At 56.4% G+C, this 19,532-nt stretch carries 18 protein-coding genes; 11 read left to right on the top strand and 7 right to left on the bottom strand.

The features are described 5' to 3' along the window. Nucleotides 1-87: 87 nt before the first annotated feature. The 3 genes from AC07WB_RS18675 to AC07WB_RS18665 all read right to left on the bottom strand — a co-directional run bounded on the left by AC07WB_RS18675 (nt 88) and on the right by AC07WB_RS18665 (nt 3,664). The gene (locus AC07WB_RS18675) at nt 88-1,422 is read right to left on the bottom strand and encodes an MFS transporter (protein WP_097095678.1); all 1,335 of its coding nucleotides are present in this window, start codon (nt 1,420-1,422) and stop codon (nt 88-90) included. A 289-nt stretch (nt 1,423-1,711) separates the two neighbouring features. Then, the gene (gene yhjD / locus AC07WB_RS18670) at nt 1,712-2,719 is read right to left on the bottom strand and encodes an inner membrane protein YhjD (RefSeq protein ID WP_097095679.1); all 1,008 of its coding nucleotides are present in this window, start codon (nt 2,717-2,719) and stop codon (nt 1,712-1,714) included. A gap of 45 nt (nt 2,720-2,764) precedes the next feature. Continuing rightward, nucleotides 2,765-3,664, bottom strand: a complete 900-nt coding sequence (locus AC07WB_RS18665; protein WP_345827797.1) for a LysR family transcriptional regulator — start codon at nt 3,662-3,664, stop codon at nt 2,765-2,767. 115 nt (nt 3,665-3,779) lie between these two features. On the opposite strand from AC07WB_RS18665, the gene AC07WB_RS18660 reads away from it, so the two are divergent. Next, nucleotides 3,780-4,538, top strand: coding sequence for an SDR family NAD(P)-dependent oxidoreductase (locus tag AC07WB_RS18660; RefSeq protein WP_097095680.1), 759 nt, complete (start codon nt 3,780-3,782; stop codon nt 4,536-4,538). A gap of 70 nt (nt 4,539-4,608) precedes the next feature. Here AC07WB_RS18660 and AC07WB_RS18655 read toward each other — a convergent pair whose 3' ends face one another. Continuing rightward, on the bottom strand, nt 4,609-5,457 hold the full coding sequence (locus AC07WB_RS18655; RefSeq protein WP_494940994.1) for a PhzF family phenazine biosynthesis protein: 849 nt from the start codon (nt 5,455-5,457) through the stop codon (nt 4,609-4,611). 113 nt (nt 5,458-5,570) lie between these two features. On the opposite strand from AC07WB_RS18655, the gene AC07WB_RS18650 reads away from it, so the two are divergent. Next, the gene (locus AC07WB_RS18650; protein WP_097095682.1) at nt 5,571-6,194 is read left to right on the top strand and encodes a glutathione S-transferase family protein; all 624 of its coding nucleotides are present in this window, start codon (nt 5,571-5,573) and stop codon (nt 6,192-6,194) included. Here AC07WB_RS18650 and AC07WB_RS18645 read toward each other — a convergent pair. Beyond that, nucleotides 6,161-7,651, bottom strand: coding sequence for an aminotransferase-like domain-containing protein (locus AC07WB_RS18645; protein ID WP_494940993.1), 1,491 nt, complete (start codon nt 7,649-7,651; stop codon nt 6,161-6,163). The two genes, AC07WB_RS18650 and AC07WB_RS18645, sit on opposite strands and share 34 nt — an antisense overlap. A 136-nt stretch (nt 7,652-7,787) precedes the next feature. Between AC07WB_RS18645 and AC07WB_RS18640 the strand changes: the two genes are divergently transcribed. Next, nucleotides 7,788-8,375 (top strand): LysE family translocator, encoded by a 588-nt coding sequence (locus tag AC07WB_RS18640; RefSeq protein ID WP_400458773.1) that lies wholly within the window; start codon nt 7,788-7,790, stop codon nt 8,373-8,375. Between the two features lie 76 nt (nt 8,376-8,451). On the opposite strand, the gene mqo is transcribed toward AC07WB_RS18640, so the two are convergent. Further along, the gene (gene mqo, locus AC07WB_RS18635; protein ID WP_494940992.1) at nt 8,452-10,062 is read right to left on the bottom strand and encodes a malate dehydrogenase (quinone); all 1,611 of its coding nucleotides are present in this window, start codon (nt 10,060-10,062) and stop codon (nt 8,452-8,454) included. A 533-nt stretch (nt 10,063-10,595) separates the two neighbouring features. Then, nucleotides 10,596-10,835 (bottom strand): DUF1158 domain-containing protein, encoded by a 240-nt coding sequence (locus tag AC07WB_RS18630; RefSeq protein WP_097097629.1) that lies wholly within the window; start codon nt 10,833-10,835, stop codon nt 10,596-10,598. 284 nt (nt 10,836-11,119) lie between these two features. On the opposite strand from AC07WB_RS18630, the gene mntP reads away from it, so the two are divergent. The 8 genes from mntP to AC07WB_RS18590 all read left to right on the top strand — a co-directional run bounded on the left by mntP (nt 11,120) and on the right by AC07WB_RS18590 (nt 19,530). Continuing rightward, nucleotides 11,120-11,692: a manganese efflux pump MntP gene (gene mntP, locus AC07WB_RS18625; RefSeq protein ID WP_494940991.1), complete on the top strand. Its 573-nt coding sequence runs from the start codon at nt 11,120-11,122 to the stop codon at nt 11,690-11,692. A 204-nt stretch (nt 11,693-11,896) separates the two neighbouring features. Further along, nucleotides 11,897-11,974, top strand: coding sequence for a stress response protein AzuC (gene azuC / locus AC07WB_RS18620; RefSeq protein WP_141400269.1), 78 nt, complete (start codon nt 11,897-11,899; stop codon nt 11,972-11,974). A 249-nt stretch (nt 11,975-12,223) separates the two neighbouring features. Next, on the top strand, nt 12,224-13,231 hold the full coding sequence (dgcN, locus tag AC07WB_RS18615; protein WP_345827807.1) for an N-acetyltransferase DgcN: 1,008 nt from the start codon (nt 12,224-12,226) through the stop codon (nt 13,229-13,231). Nucleotide 13,232: 1 nt separating this feature from the next. Further along, nucleotides 13,233-14,198: an N-acetyl-D-Glu racemase DgcA gene (dgcA, locus tag AC07WB_RS18610; protein ID WP_345827809.1), complete on the top strand. Its 966-nt coding sequence runs from the start codon at nt 13,233-13,235 to the stop codon at nt 14,196-14,198. Between the two features lie 18 nt (nt 14,199-14,216). Next, nucleotides 14,217-16,079 carry an ABC transporter ATP-binding protein gene (locus AC07WB_RS18605; RefSeq protein ID WP_494940990.1) on the top strand — a complete coding sequence of 621 codons (1,863 nt, stop codon included), beginning with the start codon at nt 14,217-14,219 and terminating at the stop codon, nt 16,077-16,079. A gap of 21 nt (nt 16,080-16,100) precedes the next feature. Beyond that, complete coding sequence (locus AC07WB_RS18600; protein WP_494940989.1) at nt 16,101-17,642, top strand: glutathione ABC transporter substrate-binding protein; 1,542 nt, start codon at nt 16,101-16,103, stop codon at nt 17,640-17,642. Between the two features lie 74 nt (nt 17,643-17,716). After that, on the top strand, nt 17,717-18,646 hold the full coding sequence (locus tag AC07WB_RS18595; RefSeq protein ID WP_345827815.1) for an ABC transporter permease: 930 nt from the start codon (nt 17,717-17,719) through the stop codon (nt 18,644-18,646). Continuing rightward, nucleotides 18,646-19,530: an ABC transporter permease subunit gene (locus AC07WB_RS18590; RefSeq protein ID WP_345827816.1), complete on the top strand. Its 885-nt coding sequence runs from the start codon at nt 18,646-18,648 to the stop codon at nt 19,528-19,530. Before AC07WB_RS18595 ends, AC07WB_RS18590 begins: the two co-directional genes overlap by 1 nt. The last annotated feature ends 2 nt before the right edge of the window (nt 19,531-19,532 follow it).

Below are 19,532 nucleotides of genomic sequence, written 5' to 3'. Positions count from 1 at the left end.
CATTCATGGCGACCTGGTTTCCGCATACCTTATCTCAATCAATAAAAAACCCGGCTAAAAGCCGGGTTCTCTTGACGCTCAATCAAATCACACCGCTTCATACAGCGTCTGATTACGGGTCTCTTTACAGGCAATCAGCGCAATCAGCGTCAGCACTGCCATTGAAGCCAGATAGAAACCTACCGCCTGCAAACCGTAATTGGCGTTTAACCAGGTGGCGATATAGGGCGCAACCGACGCACCAAGAATCGACGAAAGATTATAGGAGAACGACGCGCCGGTATAACGTACTTCGGTCGGGAACAGCTCAGGCAGCAGCGCGCCCATTGGACCAAACGTCAAACCCATAATGCTCAAACCGAGAATCAGGAAGCCCATCACCAGCACCTGAGAACCCGAACCGAGCAGCACGGGGAACATCAACGCAAAAGCGATAATCATCAGCGTAATGGTGATCATGGTTTTACGGCGACCAAAACGATCGGCCAGCAAACCGGCAATCGGCACCATCACACCAAAACCAATCACTGCCACCATCAACATCCACAGGAAGCTATTACGCGAATAACCGAGGCCTGCCGGGGCGGGTGCGGTGCCGTAACTCATCGAGTAGACGGTCATAATGTAGAACAGCGTATAGGTGGCAAGCATGATGAAGGTACCGAGAATGGTCGCCGTTAAATGCTTGCTCAGCAGCGTACCAATCGGCATCCGCACCTGCTTATTCTCTTTCTGCACTTTGGCAAACACCGGGCTTTCATGCAGCGAAACGCGCACATACAGGCCAATCAGCACCAGCACTGCAGAAAGGATAAACGGCACGCGCCAGCCCCAGTTCATGAACTGCTCATCGGTTAGCAGCCATGACAGCAACAGGAAGGTGCCGTTGGCGAAGAAGAAGCCAATCGGCGCGCCAAGCTGTGGGAATGAACCATAAAGCGCGCGTTTCTTTGCGGGCGCATTCTCGGTCGCTAAAAGTGCCGCACCGCCCCATTCGCCGCCCAGGCCAAGACCCTGACCAAAACGCGCCAGCGCCAGCAGCAGCGGGGCAGCCACGCCAATGGTTTGATAGCTCGGCAGCAAACCAATCAGCACTGTCGAAACGCCCATGGTCAGCAGCGATGCCACCAGGGTGGCTTTACGGCCGACGCGATCGCCAAAGTGCCCGAACAGCGCAGAGCCGATAGGGCGCGCAACGAAGGCGATGGCGAAGGTAGCCAGTGATTGCAGCGTGGCGACGGTTGGATCGCCCTGCGGGAAGAAGATATGCGGGAAAATAATCACCGCGGCAGTGGCATAAATATAGAAATCGAAGAATTCGATGGCGGTGCCGACAAGCGATGCCACAACCACTTTGCCGCGTGAATTGACCGGCGTGTCGTCGTGTTTTTGGTCGAGTGTTTCTGTGATGGAGGCTTGCATAAGTGTTTCTTAATTGTAAATGTAGACAGAGAATCTTACGCACCTGGTTTGCGGCATTCAATGGCGAAAAACCGCGTCAGACCGGGCTTTTTCGGCGAAAAAGTGGATAATTTCTGAGTTGATGCAATCAGTGGCGGATGGGAACGGGAAGTGTCACTTTTTTGGCGTGAATCTCTGCAAAAGGGCCAAATTAAAGTGACCCTTCAGCGTTTCCTGCTGGTTTTTGCTGGAAAAGCAGCCAGCAGGAAACATTTTTAGCTAGTTGAGAAAATGTAACAAGTGAGCCAGCCTATTTTGCCTGATGCGGTTGCGGCATCTCTTTATCATCTTTGTATTTCGCCGTGGCGATCCACGCCGCGCAGAACAGCGTCAGACGTGCAAAGAAGTAGAAGAAGGCCATTAAGCCAAGCACCGAACCAAAGGCCGCGCCAGAAGGCGAGGTTGCCAGTTTTGGCAGGGTCAGCGTCATCACAAATTTAATCACCTCAAAGCCAATTGCTGCCAGCAGCGTACCGCGGAACAGCGCTTTCTTACGCGGCTTATGGCGCGGCAGAATCCAGAAGATCCACAGGAACAGCAGGTAGTTCGCGAAGATAGAGATCGATAACGCGATGATTGTCATCGCTGGTCGCAGCCACTCAATATCCTGCAATCCCAGCGCATTCACAATTGCCGCCTGCGCCGCACCCGCAATGGAGGTCAGCGACAGCGTAATCACCAGCGCAAACATCAAACCAAGCAGTGAAAGCAAATCACGCGCGTACTTTTTCCAGAACTTCTCCTGGTCATCTGGCTTACGTTCCCATACATCGCGCGACTGCGCGCGCACCGCTTCACGCAGATTGCCCATCCAGTTGATGCCGGAGTACAGCGCCAGCAGCAAACCGGTCAATCCTACCGTAGCACGTTGCTGAATCGCGGTATTCACCGTGTTTTTCAGGGTGGTAGCCAACGTAGGATCGCTGATGCTGTTAACGATTTTGTTGATCAACTCGGTGAGCAAATCCTGATTCGACGCCAGCACAAAGCCGACAGCCGCAAAGGAGACCATCAAAATCGGTATCAGGGAGAGAAATGAGAAGTAGGTTATAGCCGCGCCAAACTGGCTGCCGAGGCGATCGTTAAAGCGTTCAAGCGCACGCAAAAAATGTGCGACCGCGGGAATCGCCTGAAACCAGGCGGCAAAGCGCGAAACGTTTTGGATCGAGCCATCTACGGTTTTATTACCGGTTTTGATATCAATCAGCGGCTTGGCTTCTGCCTCAGCCGCGCTCTCTTTAGGGGTGTTGTCCGTCATAGACGATAGTTATCCTGTTCACTGCGAAAATACAATTATAGCGTCTTATGTCACATACTCTTGTAGGACTTGGCTGAGCCACTCCATAAACACTCGCACGCGACGCGCCACGTTACGACGATGCGGATAAAGCAGCGAGATCGGCATCGGTTTCGCCGGGAAGTGATGCAGCACTTCTACCAGCTGTCCTGATTCCAGCAGCGGCTGTACGCCAATCGCCGGTACCTGAATAATGCCGAGACCGGCGAGACACGCGGCACGATAGGTCTCGGTGCTGTTTACCGTCACCACGCCGCCGGTTTGAATGTAATGACACTGTTTGCCATCAAAATACTCAAAGCCCTGTGAAGGTTGCCCAAGCTGTTGGCTGTAATGCACCATCGCATGTTGCGACAAATCTTCCAGCCGCACCGGCATGCCGAAGCGGGAAAGGTAGTCGGCGCTGGCGCAGTTGATCAAGGCGTGAGTGCCAATTTTGCGCGCAATCAGGCCGGAATCTTTCAGCTCGCCCACGCGTACCACGCAGTCAAAGCCTTCACGAATCACATCCACCTGACGATCGCTGCTGCTCAGCTCAATCTCCACGCCAGGATAGTGCTGTAAAAACTCCGGCAGGCGCGGCAACACAAAGCCGGTCGCCATCGCCACCGACATATCCACGCGCAGTTTGCCGCTTAAGGTGCCGGGATCGTGCTGAAACAGGCTGTCCATGTCGTCGAGCATCGATAGTAAATCGAGGCAGCGATCGTAATAGACCAGGCCATCCTGAGTCAGATGCACGCGGCGCGTGGTGCGATGCAGCAGGCGCGTACCCATTTGATTTTCCAGCGCCTGTAGCTGGCGTGAAACGCTGCCTTTCGGTAAACCGAGACTTTCTGCCGCACGGGTAAAACTGCCCATTTCTGCCACCCGCACAAAAACCTGCATTGCGTGAATTTTATCCATGTTGTTCACCGATTGTTGTTGTTAGTGAAACAGTGCTGCGTATTCCTCTGCGTTTATAGATCAATTATTCGCGAATATCCTTATCCCGTGTTCAATTTTCCAACTGGAGCGAAACATGAGTCATAAAATTGCATTGATTACCGGCGGAAATCGCGGTTTAGGCAAAAATGGCGCGCTGAAACTGGCCGCTAAAGGCACCGATATCCTGTTTACCTATCGCAACCATGCTGAAGAAGCGCAGGCGGTAGTACAACAGATTGAAGCGCTGGGCGCGCGTGCAGTGGCGCTGCAGCTGGATGTTGGCGACACGGGGCAATTTGATGGCTTTGTGGCCCAGGTAAAAGAGGCGCTGCAAAAAACCTGGCAGCGTGACAACTTTGACTATTTAGTGAACAACGCCGGCCACGGCCACTACAAGCCCTTTGCCGATACCACGGAAGATGAGTTCGACGCACTGGTGAATGTGCATTTCAAAGGGCCCTATTTCCTGACGCAGAAACTGCTGCCACTGCTGGTGGATGGTGCGCGCATCCTCAACATTTCCAGTGGCTTAACGCGTATGACGCTGCCAGGTTCTGGCACTTACGCGTCGATGAAAGGCGCGATGGAAGTATTAACCCGCTATCAGGCTAAAGAGCTGGGTGAACGCCGCATCCGCGTCAACATTCTGGCGCCAGGAGCGATAGAAACCGATTTTGGCGGTGGCCACGTACGTGATACCAAAGATCTCAACGACCACATCGCTTCGGTGACTGCGCTGGGTCGTGTGGGATTACCGGATGATATTGGTGACGCCATTAGCGCAATTCTCAGCGATGAAACCAGCTGGATCACCGCGCAGCGCATTGAAGCCTCAGGTGGCCAAGCACTGTAATTCGTAGGGTCGCCATTAATGGCGACCTCATTAAACAGCGACGCCAGCCAGGTTGCCATAAATGGCAACCTTACACCGCAATCGTCCCATCAATCACCGTCACCGTTTGGCCGCCAATCCAGATCGCTGCATCACTAAAACTCACCTGAATGCGACCTTCACGCTGAATCACGCTGCCCTGGCGCGCCCGATAATCACGCGTTTGGCCCTGGGCGGCGAAGTAGCGTGCCAGGCACGCATTGGCGCTACCGGTAACCGGATCTTCGGTCAAACTGCCATTCTCAACCAGCAACGCGCGTACTTCGTACTGCTCGTTTTCACCCGCGGGTAGCGCGCCAAAAATCATCGTGCCGTTAACATCGGCATGCTGTTGCAGACGATGTAAATCGGCCACCGAGGGCACCACATCCAGTACCGCCTGCGCGCTGCTCAGTGGAATCAGCAGCCAGCGAATGCCCATATCGACGATGGTGGGTGCCTGGCTGAGATCGAAGGCTTCGCTGTTGAGCGCACTGCTCATCAGCGCATCGCTAAAAGGCGTTAAGGTGGCGGCGGGGGCAGCAAAGGCCAGCGCGCCGTCGTGGCTAATCTTCACCTCAACCAGGCCAACGCCGCACTCCTGCACAATCTTGCCCGGCGTTTTTAGCGGCCAACCCGCTTCGAGTAGCGCGTGCGCGGTGCCGAGCGTTGGATGACCGGCAAAGGGCAGTTCACCTTCTACGGTAAAAATGCGCACGCGGTAATCTGCCGCTTCATCTTGCGGCGGCAGCACAAAGGTGGTTTCCGACAGATTCGTCCAGCGCGCGATTGCTGCCAGCTGCGCGTCACTTAATCCCTGCGCATCCATAATCACCGCCAGCGGATTGCCTTTGAACGCCGATGAGGTAAACACATCCACTTGTTTAAATGCGACCTGCATTGTCACTCCTTCCTCGTTGAGGTTGTCTGAAATCCGGATTTACATCCTGCCGATTGCGAAAGGCCAGCAACAGGGCTATGAATAGATTAAGAATTCTGCAATTGGAGACTGCAATGTTAAAAGTGCTTGGCCGTACTTCGTCTATTAACGTGCGAAAAGTTCTGTGGCTGTGCGAAGAACTGGATATCGCGTATGAATCTGAACCCTGGGGCGACGATCCGCAATCGCTGCACTCGCCCGAGTTTATGGCTCTCAATCCCAATGCAATGGTCCCGGTGATTATCGAGGACGATTTCGTGCTGTGGGAATCCAACACTATTTTGCGCTATCTGGCTAATAGCAACGGCGGCGAATGGCTCTACCCAGAGAATCCGCGCGCCCGTGCGCCGGTCGATCAGTGGATGGATTGGCAAGCCACCGAGCTGAATACCTCCTGGCGCTATGCATTTATGTCGCTGGTGCGTAACTCGCCAGCACATCAGGATCCCCGCCTGCTGGCGGCGGCCGTCAAAGGCTGGACGCACACCATGAACATTCTCAACGCGCATTTGGAAAAAACCGGGCGCTACGTTGCAGGCCGCAATTTCTCGCTGGCAGACATTCCCGTGGGATTAGCGGTGAATCGCTGGTATGAAACACCGCTTGAGCATCCTCCCTTCCCGGCGGTACAAACGTATTACGAGCGCCTGACCGAGCGTGAGCCTTACACCACCTGGGGCCGCAACGGCAAGCCCTGATCCTGCCCCGGAGCGAGGCCTGTCATTTCGCAGGCCAGCGCGCCCGTGCGCTGCAATGCCCACGTATAACGCTCATCAAACGGATAGCAGCAGGAGAGGCGCAACGCGTGCGTATAGCGATTGCTCAGCGAGTAGAGCGCGCCCGGCGTTACACAGATTTGCTCTTGCAGCAGACGATGAAACATCTCCACGGTATCGACTTTGCCCGGCAGTTCTACCCAAAAGACAAATCCGCCGCGCGGCAGGGTAGCGCGCGTGCCCTGTGGGAAGTGGCGCGCCAGCATCCCGCGCGCGGCATCGAGATTTGCGGCATAGCGCCGCCGCAGCGTGCGCAGATGATGATCGTAACCGCCGCTGGCAAGAAACTCGGCCAGCGTTTCGCTCAACAGGCGTGATTCTGCCATGGAGGACACCGCCTTAAGCTGGGCGATGCGTTCATGAAAGCGGCCGGCGGCCGTCCAGCCGATACGAAAATCGGGTGCCACGGTTTTGGTAAAGCTGGTGCAGTAAATCACCCAGCCGTCGCTATCAAAGGCCTTCACCGGCGGCGATAGCGGCCACTCAAATTGCAATTCGTCGTACAAGCCGTCTTCCAGCAGCGGAACGTGGTAAGTATTCACTAACTTAGCCAGGCGCTTTTTATGCTCCAGCGGCATCACATAACCCAGCGGGTTCTGCGCGCCGGGCATGGCGATCACTGCCTGAATGCGTTTCTCCTGCAGCAGCATCTCCAGTGCATCCAGCGACAAACCTTGCTGCGGATCGGTGGGGATTTCCAGCGCCTTCAGCCCCAGCGACGCCAGCAGCGGAAACAGGAAGAAATAGGTTGGCGATTCCAGACCAATGCAGTCGCCGGGCTTGGTTACTGCACGCAGCGCCAGCTGCAGCGCTTCCATGCAGCCGTGGGTGAGGGTGATCTCCTGCGGCGGCAGATTGATGCCGTTATGCAGCGCGCGGCGCGCAATCTCCTCCCGTAAGCGCTCACTACCAGGCGGAAGCGCGTAGCGCCCGATAATGTCGGGATTCTGCCGCAAAATGGAGGCGGTAATGCGTCCGATACGCGCCGCCGGATAGAAGGTGCCATCCTGCGGACAGGCGAGCGAGATATTGGTGTACTCCGGATTATTCTGCGCGGCGAACACCTGCTCAATTAGCGCCAGCTTTTGCGAGCTGGGGTCATTAATTTTTGCCGCAAGCGGTTTAACCGGGCGCGTCACGGCGGGCAGCACGCCGCGCACGTAATAACCCGATTGCGGACGTGATTCGATCAGGCCGCGATCTTCCAGGATTTGCCAGGCGTTTAACACCGTATTGATACTAACCTGATGTGATTGTGCCACGCGCCGGATTGCCGGCAGGCGTTTGCCCGGCTTTAACGTGCCCTGATGAATTGACTCGGCAAAACTATCGACCAGCTGCTGATACAGCGTTTGGCCGGATGAAAGAGGAAGGGACACAAAAGCCTCCGCGCGTGATGGGTACAATTCAGTTTTAAGACAACTGTATCCATTACAATAGTGGTTTTGTGTCTCTGTTTCCATCGCGCGCTCCGCATTAGCATAAATGCAACATTGGTTCATCAGGAAGCGCATCATGCTCGATCCCTCATTCTTCAGCTACGTCACCGTTATGTCGATCACGCCCGGCCCGAACAATCTGTTACTGGCGACCTCAGGCGTCAACTTTGGCTTCAGGCGCACGCTGCCGATGCTGTTTGGCATCCTGCTGGGCTGTGCGATACAGATGCTGCTGGCAAGTATGGCGCTGGATGTGTTGCTGCACTGGATGGGCGCGATTCGCCTGCCGCTGACAGTGGTCGGATGCAGCTATCTGCTGTGGCTCTCATGGAAGATATTCCGCGCCGGGGCGCCGGAGTTGCGCGAACGCCCGCGCCCGATGACGCTAGTGGGCGGTATCTGTTTTCAGGCGGTGAATCCGAAAGCCTGGCTGATGGTGACGAACGTGGCGCTGATGTACGCCAACAGCAACGGCGTGCTGACCGTATTATTGGGATTTGCAGCGTTGAATCTGCCGTGCATTTTGATTTGGGCTGCATTGGGCGACCGCCTTCGCAGCCATCTGCAGGTAGCGTGGAAACGTCAGGCGTTTAACGGTTTGATGGCGTTATCGCTGGTGGCAACTACGGCGTGGATGCTGTATGACGCGGTACTGCTAAGCTAGTGATTGCGGTGCGCATGAATGCGCACCCTACAATGTAGGGTCGCCATTCATGGCGACCTGGGTTGAGACCACCTTATTACTTCCCCACCACGTGCGCCGTTTCGCGCGCTTCATCGTTGGCGGCATCTGGTGTAACAACGGGTTCGTAATCGAGTTGCAGCACGCGACTGGTGTCGGCCAGCACTTTCTCGGTTAGCGCCACATCGCCGTTCAGTTTGCGGCCCCACGATGGGATCACCATGCGGATTTTGGTCTGCCACTCCGGTGAACGCATCTGCTCCGGGAAGGCTTTCGCCATCAGCTCGAGCATAATCGGTGCGGCGGTTGATGCACCAGGTGAGGCGCCGAGCAACGCCGAAATCGAACCGTCTTCAGACGTCACCACTTCGGTGCCAAGACGCAGCACGCCGCCCTCTTTCTCGTCATTTTTAATGATCTGCACGCGCTGGCCTGCCGTCACTAAACGCCAATCTTCCTGCTGCGCCTGCGGGACGTAAGCACGCAAGGCTTCCATACGATCGCTGTCGCTTTGCAGCACCTGATCAACCAGATATTTCACCAGGTCGAAACTCTTCAGGCCAACCTGCACCATCGGTTTCAGGTTGCTGCCATTCATCGCGCCGAACATATCCAGCAGCGAACCTTGCTTAAGGAATTTAGTGGAGAAGGTGGCGAACGGGCCAAAGAGCAGCACCTGCTTACCATCCAGCACGCGGGTATCAACGTGCGGCACCGACATCGGCGGTGCGCCGACGCTGGCTTTGCCATATACCTTCGCCATGTGCTGTTTCACCACGTCCGGATTTTCCGTAACGAGGAAAGAGCCGCCCACCGGGAAGCCGGCGTAGCCTTTCACTTCGGGAATGCCGGATTTCTGCAGCAGCGGCAACGCCGCGCCGCCCGCACCAATAAACAGCTGGCGCGTAGTCAGCACACGGTTTTCTCCGCTGGCCAGATTATGCAGGCTGACCTGCCAGCGGCCGTCGCTCAGGCGCTTAATGTCACGCACTTCCTGGCGCAGACGCAGGCGGAAATTGGCTTTCTTCTCTAAAGCAGCAATCAGCTGACGCGTCACTTCACCGAAGTTCACATCGGTGCCCATCTCGGTCCAGGTGGCGGCAACTTTCTGCTTGCTGTCACGCCCGTTCATCACCAGCGGAATCCAGCGGGTGATTTGATCGCGGTCTTCTGAATAGCTCATGCCGCGGAACAGCGTACTTTTTTGCAACGCATTGAAGCGCTTGCGCAGGAATTCAACGTTATCGTCGCCCCAGACGAAACTCATGTGCGGCGTACTGTGGATAAAGCTTTTAGGATTGCGCAGGTTGCCTTTCTGAACGTGATAGGCCCAGAACTGGCGCGAAATCTGGAACGATTCGTTAATCGCCACCGCTTTAGCGATGTCGATGCTGCCATCCGCCTTTTGCGGCGTATAGTTCAGCTCCGCCAGCGCGGCATGGCCGGTTCCCGCATTGTTCCAGCCATTAGAGGATTCAACGGCAACGTCATCAAGACGTTCAACCATCTCAATCGACCAGTCAGGCTCGAGATCCTGCAGCCATGTGCCCAGGGTCGCACTCATCACGCCTGCGCCAATCAGCAGTACGTCGACGTCTTTTCGGTCCTGAAGGTGTGCGCTTTCCTTGCCAGCGGCGGCGAGCGCCAGATTTACCGCAGTAGTACTCATGAGGCGACATCTCCTCTCTCTGTTGACCTGAAGCTCAACAGGTTCGCAGGCGAAATAGCCGCGCTTCTTTCGAGCGCGTGGTGCTACTTCTCAAAGGTTAAGACTCAGGTATAAGTCATAGGGACGATAACGGTTAACTGCACGTTATGCATATGCATTCGAATATAACATTCTCGTATCGGAATTAAACGTTTGTTTATTTTTTAAAGGCGGAAATGATTCAGCATAAGAATTAATCAGCTCAACCCCGCTGCCATAAGGGATTTTTATCTCTTAATCAGATGCTTATCGTAATGTGAATGTTATGGCTTTGTGAGTGTTGTTATGGGGGAAGGAGAGGTGTAGTGACATACATCACAATTTAAACCAATGATTCTTATCTGTTTTTGGTGGATTGATTATTTATGCGGAATTTGTGGTGCTCAATATTTAGCCAGTCCGTGTAAAAGTAATGTTACAATTTTGTGGTGATGAATTTTGGTATGAGGAGGCGACTCCTGCAGAAGAAAAATGCATCACCATGCGGAGAGCGATCAACGCGAACGACGTCGCCACAGGAAACGAATGACGAAAAACTCAATGGCACCCAGCAGCAAAAACCACAGGCTAAAAACAATCGTATACAGCTGATTAACATCCATCAGATGCAAACTTTCCTGCAGCCGTTTTGCCAGCTCAATGCCAAACGAGGGCGCGGGCAGCAGCAGAGCGGAGAGAAAGCCCAGCAGCAGAATGCCTCCCGGGATAATCAGCGTTTCGAATGGATTATTCATGGTCATCTTCCAAATCAGTTAGCGTCGGCATTAGCGCATAAAAGGGCGCTACGGTGCAATCCCCGTGCCGGATCGCGCTAAGAAATTTCTTCTATTCCATTCACTTAGCGACAAAAATAGCGGAAGTTAAGAGTTATAGCCTTTGCTATACTTAAATCCCTGATTTTACTGTCTTTTTTTTGGCGTTTTAGCGTGTTAGACTGCGCGCACTTTTTCATTACTGAACAATAAATGCGGAGAAGTAGCGGCTTTAGGGCCTGTTCCGCGGCATTGATTGAAATCCCATGACATTTATCGCAACCCTGATTCTGGCCTTTGGTATGTCGATGGACGCTTTCGCCGCAGCACTGGGCAAAGGCGCATCGCTGAATCGCCCGAATTTTAAAGAAGCGCTGCGTACTGGCTTAATCTTTGGCGTGATCGAAATGCTGACGCCGCTGATTGGCTGGGCGATTGGTCTCGCGGCCAGCCGCTACGTTATGGCGTGGGATCACTGGGTAGCGTTTGGCCTGTTAACCATACTGGGCGGTCGTATGATCATGGAAGGTTTCCGTCAAACGGCCGATGAGCCTTGCGAAGCGCCGCAGCGGCACGGTTTTATGGTGCTGGCATTAACCGCCGTTGCCACCAGCCTGGATGCGCTGGCGGTCGGTGTTGGGTTGGCGTTCCTGCAGGTTAATATCATTATGACCGCCGTTACCATTGGCGCCGCGACCACCGTGATGGCGACCACCGGCGTGCTGGTAGGACGCTTTATTGGTCCGGTGATGGGCAAATGGGCTGAAGTCCTCGGTGGCGTGGTACTGATCAGCATTGGCTGCACCATTTTAAGCGAGCACATGGGCTGGTTCAGCTAAGCCTGCAGCTGCCTGGTGCGCATAAATGCACACCCTACAACTTCTTCTGCGCTTCCCGTAGGGTCGCCATTCATGGCGACCACCGCAAACCCGCAATAACCCCCCCCTCCATTCTGTGATCCACTTCAAAAAAAATTGCGGTAAAAACGCTCAGGCGCTATACTTTTTGCGTATTTCTTCAACAATTTTTGAACCAGGTGCCTTATGAAACGCTTTTTCCGCTACGTGTTCCGTTCTTATGTCGAAACCTTCAAACACGTACCGCCGGGCGCGCTTAATTAAGATCTCCCCAGCATACCCTCGATAATCGCGGTCAGGGATCGACCTGTGGTTATCAACTGTTTTCTTATCGCTCTCACCACTTCTGCCGTAATTCTCTCCCTAATTCATTGATTTATCCCTTCAGTCATCACATTTCGATCTGGCTATAGCCGCAGGTTATACCCCGCTACTAAACAAGCATTCGTCACCTTTTCTTCTGCATGAAATAGTCAGCTCAGGCCCTATAAACCGTCTGAAACGAGAAACATCATGCTGATCCCTCAACCTTATTTACTCTTCCTCGGCGACGTTACCGATCCATTGGCCGCTAAAACCGCGCGCGGCATTCAGGTATGGCGACCCGAGCAGTGCGTTGGCGAAATCAAACTGCCAGGCTGCACCGTTAGCCTTGGCCTCGAAGAACTGGATATCGCCGCCGCCAAAGCGCGCGGCGCCAAAACGCTGGTGCTTGGCACCGCCAATGCCGGTGGTTACCTGCCAACACACTGGCTCGACACGGTGAAAAGCGCCATTGCTGCCGGGATGAACGTCGCCAGCGGCTTGCACCACCGTTTAGTCGATGAACCGGAATTGGTCGCGTTAGCAGAAGCGCAAGGGGTTAAGCTGTTTGACCTGCGCCATATGCGTCCAAAACTGAACGTGGGAAGTGGTAAAAAGCGTACAGGTAAGCGAGTGCTTACTGTTGGCACCGACTGCTCGGTGGGCAAAATGTACACCTCGCTGGCGCTGGAAGCGGCGATGCGCGAACGCGGCATGAAAGCCGATTTCCGCGCTACCGGTCAGACCGGCATTTTAGTGGCAGGCGAAGGGATTGCGATTGACGCGGTGATTGCCGACTTCATCGCCGGTGCGGCCGAAGCATTGTCGCCTGCCAATGATGCCGATCACTGGGATATCGTTGAAGGCCAGGGTTCATTGTTCCATCCCTCTTACGCTGGCGTCAGTATGGGACTGATCCACGGTGCACAGCCGCATTGGCTGGTGATGTGTCACGAAATGGGCCGTCCGCATATGCGTCATCTGCCGCATCAGCCGATGGTGAGCCTGAAGGATTGTGTCGAAGCCAACCTGCGCGCGGCGCACGTCACCAGCGAGGTTGTGCAACTGGCCGGTTTTGCCATCAACACCTCGAACTACAGCGAACAGGAAGCGCGCGCCTACTGCAGTGAAATCAGCGCTGAATTCGGCGTGCCGGCCACCGATCCGGTGCGATTTGGCATGGCGGATATCGCCGCGCTGCTGCAGGAGCGTGGCTAACATGCGGCGCATGCAGATTGAAGTGCTGGAGCTGCCGCTGGCGCGTCCATTTGCCATCTCGCGCGGCACGCGTACGGCGGTCACGGTGATTCGCGTGACGCTGGAGCAGAACGGCTTCATTGGTCGGGGCGAATGTACGCCAACGCCGCGCTACGATGAAACGCCGGAAAGCGTCAACGCTGAACTGGAAACGCTGCGCGCCGACATTGAAGCGGGCTTGAGCCGCCTCGATCTGCAAAGCCGTTTGTCTGCGGGTGCAGCGCGTAATGCGCTGGACTGTGCGCTGTGGCGCCTGGATGCCGCGCTGGCGAAGCACACGCTGTGGCAACAGTGCGAACGTGCTCAGCCGCCCTCGGTGATTACCGCCGAAACTCTCAGCCTCGATTCCATCGAGAACATGGCCGCCGCCGCTGCCGATGCAGTATCGCGCGGTGCCATCCTATTGAAAATCAAACTTAATCGCGACGAGATTCTTGAAAAAGTCGCGGCGATCCGTCAGGCCGCGCCGCGCGCTACCTTAATCATTGATGCCAATGAAGCCTGGTCGGGCGTCGATCTGCCCAGCCTGCTCAATGCGCTGGTTAGCTACAACATCGCGATGGTCGAGCAGCCGCTGCCGGCGGGCCAGGATCAGGAGCTGCAGCGTTTTGCGCACCCAATTCCAATCTGTGCCGATGAAAGCTGCCACACGCGAGAAGACATCGCGCCGCTGCGCAATCGCTACGAGATGATCAACATCAAGCTGGATAAGTGCGGCGGGCTCACCGAAGCGCTGGCGATGGTGGAAGAGGCGCAGAAGCGCGATATGCGGCTGATGGTGGGCTGCATGCTCGGCTCATCGCTGGCGATGGAGGCGGCGCTGCCGGTGGCGATAGCCGCCGAACATGTCGATCTCGATGGCCCGATCTGGCTGGCCGCCGACAGCTCGCCGTTCCTTTCTTACGCTCAAGGCCGAATCTGGCTGTAACCCGCACGCGGAGCAACGATGACGGACACTTCACTTACCCCCTACGCCGCCAGCGTTGCCGGTTCTGAGCCGGTGCTCGCGATTCAGGATCTCAGCGTCAGTTTTCGCGGCCGCAGCGGCGAGAATCAGGCGCTGAAGGGCATCAGTTTTAACATTCATCAGGGCGAAATTGTCGCCGTGGTGGGCGAAAGCGGTTCGGGTAAATCGGTCACCTCGCTGGCGGTGATGGGCTTGCTGGCCGCCTCTGGTCGCATCGATCGCGGCAGCATGCAATTTCGCGATCGTCAGGGCAAAGCCCATCAACTGGCCAGCCTGAATGAACCTCAGCGCCGCGCCCTGCGTGGCCGCGAGATGGCGATGATTTTTCAGGAGCCGATGACCTCGCTCAATCCGGTATTACGCGTTGGCGATCAGCTGACCGAAGCGCTGCGTGACCACCAGATTTGTGACAAAAGCCAGGCCGAGGCGCGCGCGCGTGAGTTACTGCGTCAGGTGCGCATCGCCGATGTGGATCGCGTAATGAAAAGCTATCCGCATTCGCTGTCGGGCGGCATGCGCCAGCGCGTGATGATTGCCCAGGCGCTGGCCTGCGATCCGCAACTGTTGATTGCCGATGAGCCGACCACCGCGCTGGACGTTACGGTGCAGGCGCGCATTCTGCACATCCTGCGTGATCTGCAGCGCGAGAAGCAGATGGCGGTGCTATTTATCACCCACGACATGGGCGTGGTGGCCGAAATCGCCGATCGCGTGGTGGTGATGCTACGTGGCGAAGTGGTTGAGCAGGGCACGGTCAGCGACATCTTCAATGCGCCGCAGCATCCTTACACCAAAGCATTACTCGCCGCAGTGCCGAAACTCGGCGATATGCGCGAACACGCGTGGCCGCAGCGCTTTCCGCTGTTGAGCAGCGAGGCCAACGATCGCAGCGAGCAGCGCACCGCGCGCTACGACGAAACGCCGCTGCTGGATGTGCGTGGTCTGAAAGTGTACTACCCGATTCGCAGCGGCATTTTCTCGGCGCTGACCCATCAGGTGCACGCGGTGGAGCAGATCGATTTCAGCCTGTGGCCGGGCGAAACCTTGGCTATTGTCGGTGAAAGCGGCTGCGGTAAATCCACCACCGGGCGTGCGCTGATGCGGCTGATTAACAGCGACGCCGACAGCATCCATTTTCAGGGCAATGAAATCGCCAACCTGAAAGAGGCACAGTTTCAACCGCTGCGCCGTGAAATTCAGATGGTATTTCAGGATCCCTACGCCTCACTTAATCCGCGTTTGACGGTTGGTTTCACCATTGCCGAGCCGCTGCTGCTGCACGGCATGGTGAAGTCGCTGGACGAGGCCTCGCCGCAGGTCGATGCGCTGCTAAAAAGCGTGGGACTGCTGCCGGAACATGCGCGGCGCTATCCGCACGAATTTTCCGGCGGCCAGCGCCAGCGTATCGCCATTGCGCGCGCTATGGCGTTGAAACCCAAGGTGATCATTGCCGATGAAGCCGTTTCGGCGTTGGACGTGTCGATTCAGGCGCAGGTGGTCAATCTGATGATGGATCTGCAACAGCAAACCGGCGTGGCGTGGATTTTTATTTCGCATGATATGGCGGTGGTAGAACGCATTGCTAACCGCGTGGCGGTGATGTATCTCGGCCAGATTGTTGAGCTCGGGCCGCGCCAGTCGGTGTTCAACCAGCCACAACATCCTTATACCCAACGTCTGCTGGCCTCGGTGCCGGTAGCCGATCCTCAGAACCGGCAACCCCGCACTTTCGAAGAGAGCGACATCCCTTCGCCACTGCGCAAGGTGGGAGAAACGGTCATCAAACCACGTTATCGCCAGGTTGCTCCGCAACACTGGGTCGCTGACTGTGTTTCGCGCTAACCCTCAATACCAGGAGATTTCATGAACCCGATTTTCCGCCGTACGGCGCTTGCGCTGGGATTGACCCTCTCGCTGGCCGCTGCTGCTCAGGCACAGGATCTGCGCATTTCGATGTATGCCGATATCACCGGCCTCGATCCGCACGATACCTCCGACAACGTCAGCTACTCGGTGCAGAGCGGCATCTTTGAGCGCTTGTTCCAGTTCGATGCACAGATGAAGCTGCAGCCGTGGCTGGCCACCCGCTACACCAGCAACGACAGCGCCACTGAATTTACCCTGACGCTGCGTAAAGACGTCACCTTCCAGGACGGTACGCCGTTCGATGCGGAAGCAGTAAAAGCCAACCTCGATCGCCTCGCCGATCAGAAAAAAGGCCTCAAGCGCAACAGCCTGTACAAGATGATTGAGAAGGTGACGGTGCTGGCGCCGGATCAGGTAAAAATCGAGCTTAACCAATCGTTTGGTGCCTTCATCAACACGCTGGCGCATCCGTCGGCGGTGATGTGGAGCCCGGCAATCCTGAAGCAATATCCGGAAGAAGCGCAGCTGCGCCTGCATCCGGTGGGCACCGGCCCGTTCAAATTCGTCAGCTGGCAGCCGGGTAAAGCTGTCAGCTTAGCGAAGTACGACGGCTACTGGCAGAAGGGCTGGCCGAAGGTGAATAACGTGATCTTCTCACCCAGCCCGGAAGATGCCACGCGCGTCGCGGCACTAAAATCGGGGCAGGTTGATGCGATCTGGCCGCTGCCGTCGGATCTGATTGCCACCGTGCAGAGCGACAGCAAACTGGCGATCCAGCGCGATCCAAGCATTTACCTCTACTACATGGCGATCAACACCCAGCACAAGCCGCTGAATGATGTCCGCGTGCGTCAGGCGATCAACTACGCTATCGACCGCGATCTGTGGCTGAAAGTGGCGTTTGCCGGCATGGGTAAACCGGCCAGCTCGGCGATTCCGCAAGGCGTGCAGTTCTATCAGAAGCAGAGCGCGCCAAACTATCGCTATGCGCCGGATGAGGCCAAAGCGCTGTTGAAGGAAGCGGGTTATCCGAACGGCCTCGACCTGAAACTGTGGGTCACCAACGCCACCGCTAGCGTGCGTGCCGCGCAGGTGCTGAAAGCGCAGCTGGCAACGGTGGGCATTCGCGCCACGGTCACGCCGATGGATTCTGGCACGCGCAACGCCAAACTGTGGGGCGTGAAAGACCCGAAACAGGCGGAATTTGACCTCTATTACGGTGGCTGGTCCACCTCAACCGGTGATGCCGACTGGGCACTGCGTCCACTCTATGCCACCGAATCCTGGGTGCCGACCTCTTACAACGTTTCGTACTTCAGCAATGCCGAAGCCGACAAAGCGATTGCCGGAGGTTTAGCCACCGCCGATCCGGCCAAACGTGGCGAGGCATACGCTGAAGCGCAGAAAGTGTTGTGGAAAGAGGCACCGGTGGCCTTCCTCGGCACGCCAGACAATCTGGTTGGCAAGCGCAGCACGCTGAGCGGCGTATCGATGCTGCCGGATGGCAACTTCCTGTTTAATCAGGCGGCGTTTAAGTAAAGGTTGGCGGTCGCCATAAATGGCGACCCTACTGTAGGGTGCGCATTCATGCGCACCCCATTTAAAGGAACCGCATGTTCGCATACATCATTCGCCGACTGCTGGAGATGATCCCCGTACTGCTGGTGGTCTCGCTGCTGGTCTTCGGCTTCATCAAGCTGCTGCCCGGCGATCCGGCGCGCATCTACGCCGGGCCGGATGCGCCTTTAGCCGCGGTGGAAGCTGCGCGCCAGCATCTCGGACTTAACGATCCGCTACCGCAGCAATACATCAACTGGATCGGCGGCCTGCTGCGCGGCGATCTTGGCGTCACTTATCGCACCCAACAGCCGGTGCTGGAAGTGATTAAACAAGGCTTTATGCCGACGATGTGGCTGGCGCTGGCGGGTTTTGCCTGGTCGGTGATTCTGGGGTTATTCCTCGGCGTGTTTGCCGCGCTGAAACGCGGTAAATGGCAGGACTGGACGTTGATGAGTGTCGCCGTGGGCGGCATCTCGATGCCGACCTTCTGGCTGGGCCTGCTGCTGATCCAGTTCGTCGCCATGCCGTTTGGCCTGTTTTCGGTCAGCGGCTTCAATCAACCCAGCGACATCGTATTACCGGCCATCACGCTCGGTTCATCGGTGGCGGCGGTGATGGCGCGCTTCACCCGCTCGGCGTTTCTCGAAGTGGCGCAGGAAGATTACGTGCGCACCGCCAAAGCCAAAGGGCTGCGTAATCGGCTGGTGACGTGGAAACATGTGATGCGCAATGCATTGATCCCGGTGATCACCATGCTCGGCTTGCAGTTTGGTTTTCTGCTCGGCGGATCGATCGTGGTCGAAAGCGTCTTCAACTGGCCGGGATTAGGCTGGCTGTTGATCGAGTCGATCAAGGCGCAGGATCAGCCGGTGATCCAGGCGTTAGTGATGCTGTTCGTGTTTGAATTTATTGTGATTAACCTGCTGGTCGATCTGCTGTATGCCGTGGTCAACCCAGCGATTCGCCTGCGACAGGAGCCGTAATGAGTCTGCAATCTCTGCCTGCCCACGCGCAGGAGGCGATCCGTTCGCCGTGGCGTGATTTCCTGCACGCGCTGGTGCGTAATCCGCTGGCGCTGGTCTCCGGCGGTTTTGTGCTGCTGCTGGTGCTGGTGGCCGTCTTCGCACCGTGGCTGGCGCCCTGGGATCCAATGGCACCGGACTGGATGGCGCTGTCATCACCGCCGTCCAGCACGCACTGGATGGGCACCGACGAATTGGGCCGCGATCTCTTCAGCCGCATCATCTTTGGTGCACGCATTTCGCTGTACGTTGGCGTGCTGTCGGTGACGCTCGGCATGATAGTCGGCGTGCTGCTGGGCCTGCTGGCGGGCTATTATGGCCGCTGGATCGATATGCTGATTATGCGCGGCTCCGACGTGCTGTTCGCCTTTCCCGGCATGCTGCTGGCGATTGCGGTGGTAGCGATTCTCGGGCCGGGACTGAATAACGTCATCATTGCGGTGGCCATCTTCAGCGTGCCGGTGTTTGCCCGCATCGTGCGTGCTTCCACGCTGTCGTTAAAGCAGGCGGCGTATGTCGAAGCAGTGCGCTGCGCCGGCGCGCCGGATCGCGTGATTCTGCTGCGCCATATTCTGCCAGGCACGCTCTCGAACGTGATTGTCTATTTCACCATGCGTATCGGTACCAGTATTCTCACTGCTGCCGGACTGAGTTTTATCGGCCTCGGCCCTGAACCCGATGTGCCGGAGTGGGGCAATATTCTGGCGATGAGCCGCAGCATGATGATGGCTGGCTTGTGGCACGTCAGTGTGTTTCCAGGTCTGGCGATATTCATTACCGTGCTGGCGTTTAACCTGCTGGGTGACGCGCTGCGCGACACGCTCGATCCTAAACTGAAGAGCTAAGT

Source organism: Pantoea sp. GW821-FHT03E06 (assembly GCF_059420725.1).
The sequence above is the reverse complement of the archived record's forward strand: the minus strand, read 5'-3'. Positions and strand labels throughout refer to the sequence as shown.

Bases quoted from the DNA above. Each gene is read 5' to 3' on its own strand.
- AC07WB_RS18675 (WP_097095678.1), bottom strand. From the start codon at position 1,422: ATGCAAGCCTCCATCACAGAAACACTCGACCAAAAACACGACGACACG.
- yhjD (WP_097095679.1), bottom strand. From the start codon at position 2,719: ATGACGGACAACACCCCTAAAGAGAGCGCGGCTGAGGCAGAAGCCAAG.
- AC07WB_RS18665 (WP_345827797.1), bottom strand. From the start codon at position 3,664: ATGGATAAAATTCACGCAATGCAGGTTTTTGTGCGGGTGGCAGAAATG.
- AC07WB_RS18660 (WP_097095680.1), top strand. From the start codon at position 3,780: ATGAGTCATAAAATTGCATTGATTACCGGCGGAAATCGCGGTTTAGGC.
- AC07WB_RS18655 (WP_494940994.1), bottom strand. From the start codon at position 5,457: ATGCAGGTCGCATTTAAACAAGTGGATGTGTTTACCTCATCGGCGTTC.
- AC07WB_RS18650 (WP_097095682.1), top strand. From the start codon at position 5,571: ATGTTAAAAGTGCTTGGCCGTACTTCGTCTATTAACGTGCGAAAAGTT.
- AC07WB_RS18640 (WP_400458773.1), top strand. From the start codon at position 7,788: ATGCTCGATCCCTCATTCTTCAGCTACGTCACCGTTATGTCGATCACG.
- mqo (WP_494940992.1), bottom strand. From the start codon at position 10,062: ATGAGTACTACTGCGGTAAATCTGGCGCTCGCCGCCGCTGGCAAGGAA.
- AC07WB_RS18630 (WP_097097629.1), bottom strand. From the start codon at position 10,835: ATGAATAATCCATTCGAAACGCTGATTATCCCGGGAGGCATTCTGCTG.
- mntP (WP_494940991.1), top strand. From the start codon at position 11,120: ATGACATTTATCGCAACCCTGATTCTGGCCTTTGGTATGTCGATGGAC.
- azuC (WP_141400269.1), top strand. From the start codon at position 11,897: ATGAAACGCTTTTTCCGCTACGTGTTCCGTTCTTATGTCGAAACCTTC.
- dgcN (WP_345827807.1), top strand. From the start codon at position 12,224: ATGCTGATCCCTCAACCTTATTTACTCTTCCTCGGCGACGTTACCGAT.
- dgcA (WP_345827809.1), top strand. From the start codon at position 13,233: ATGCGGCGCATGCAGATTGAAGTGCTGGAGCTGCCGCTGGCGCGTCCA.
- AC07WB_RS18605 (WP_494940990.1), top strand. From the start codon at position 14,217: ATGACGGACACTTCACTTACCCCCTACGCCGCCAGCGTTGCCGGTTCT.
- AC07WB_RS18600 (WP_494940989.1), top strand. From the start codon at position 16,101: ATGAACCCGATTTTCCGCCGTACGGCGCTTGCGCTGGGATTGACCCTC.
- AC07WB_RS18595 (WP_345827815.1), top strand. From the start codon at position 17,717: ATGTTCGCATACATCATTCGCCGACTGCTGGAGATGATCCCCGTACTG.
- AC07WB_RS18590 (WP_345827816.1), top strand. From the start codon at position 18,646: ATGAGTCTGCAATCTCTGCCTGCCCACGCGCAGGAGGCGATCCGTTCG.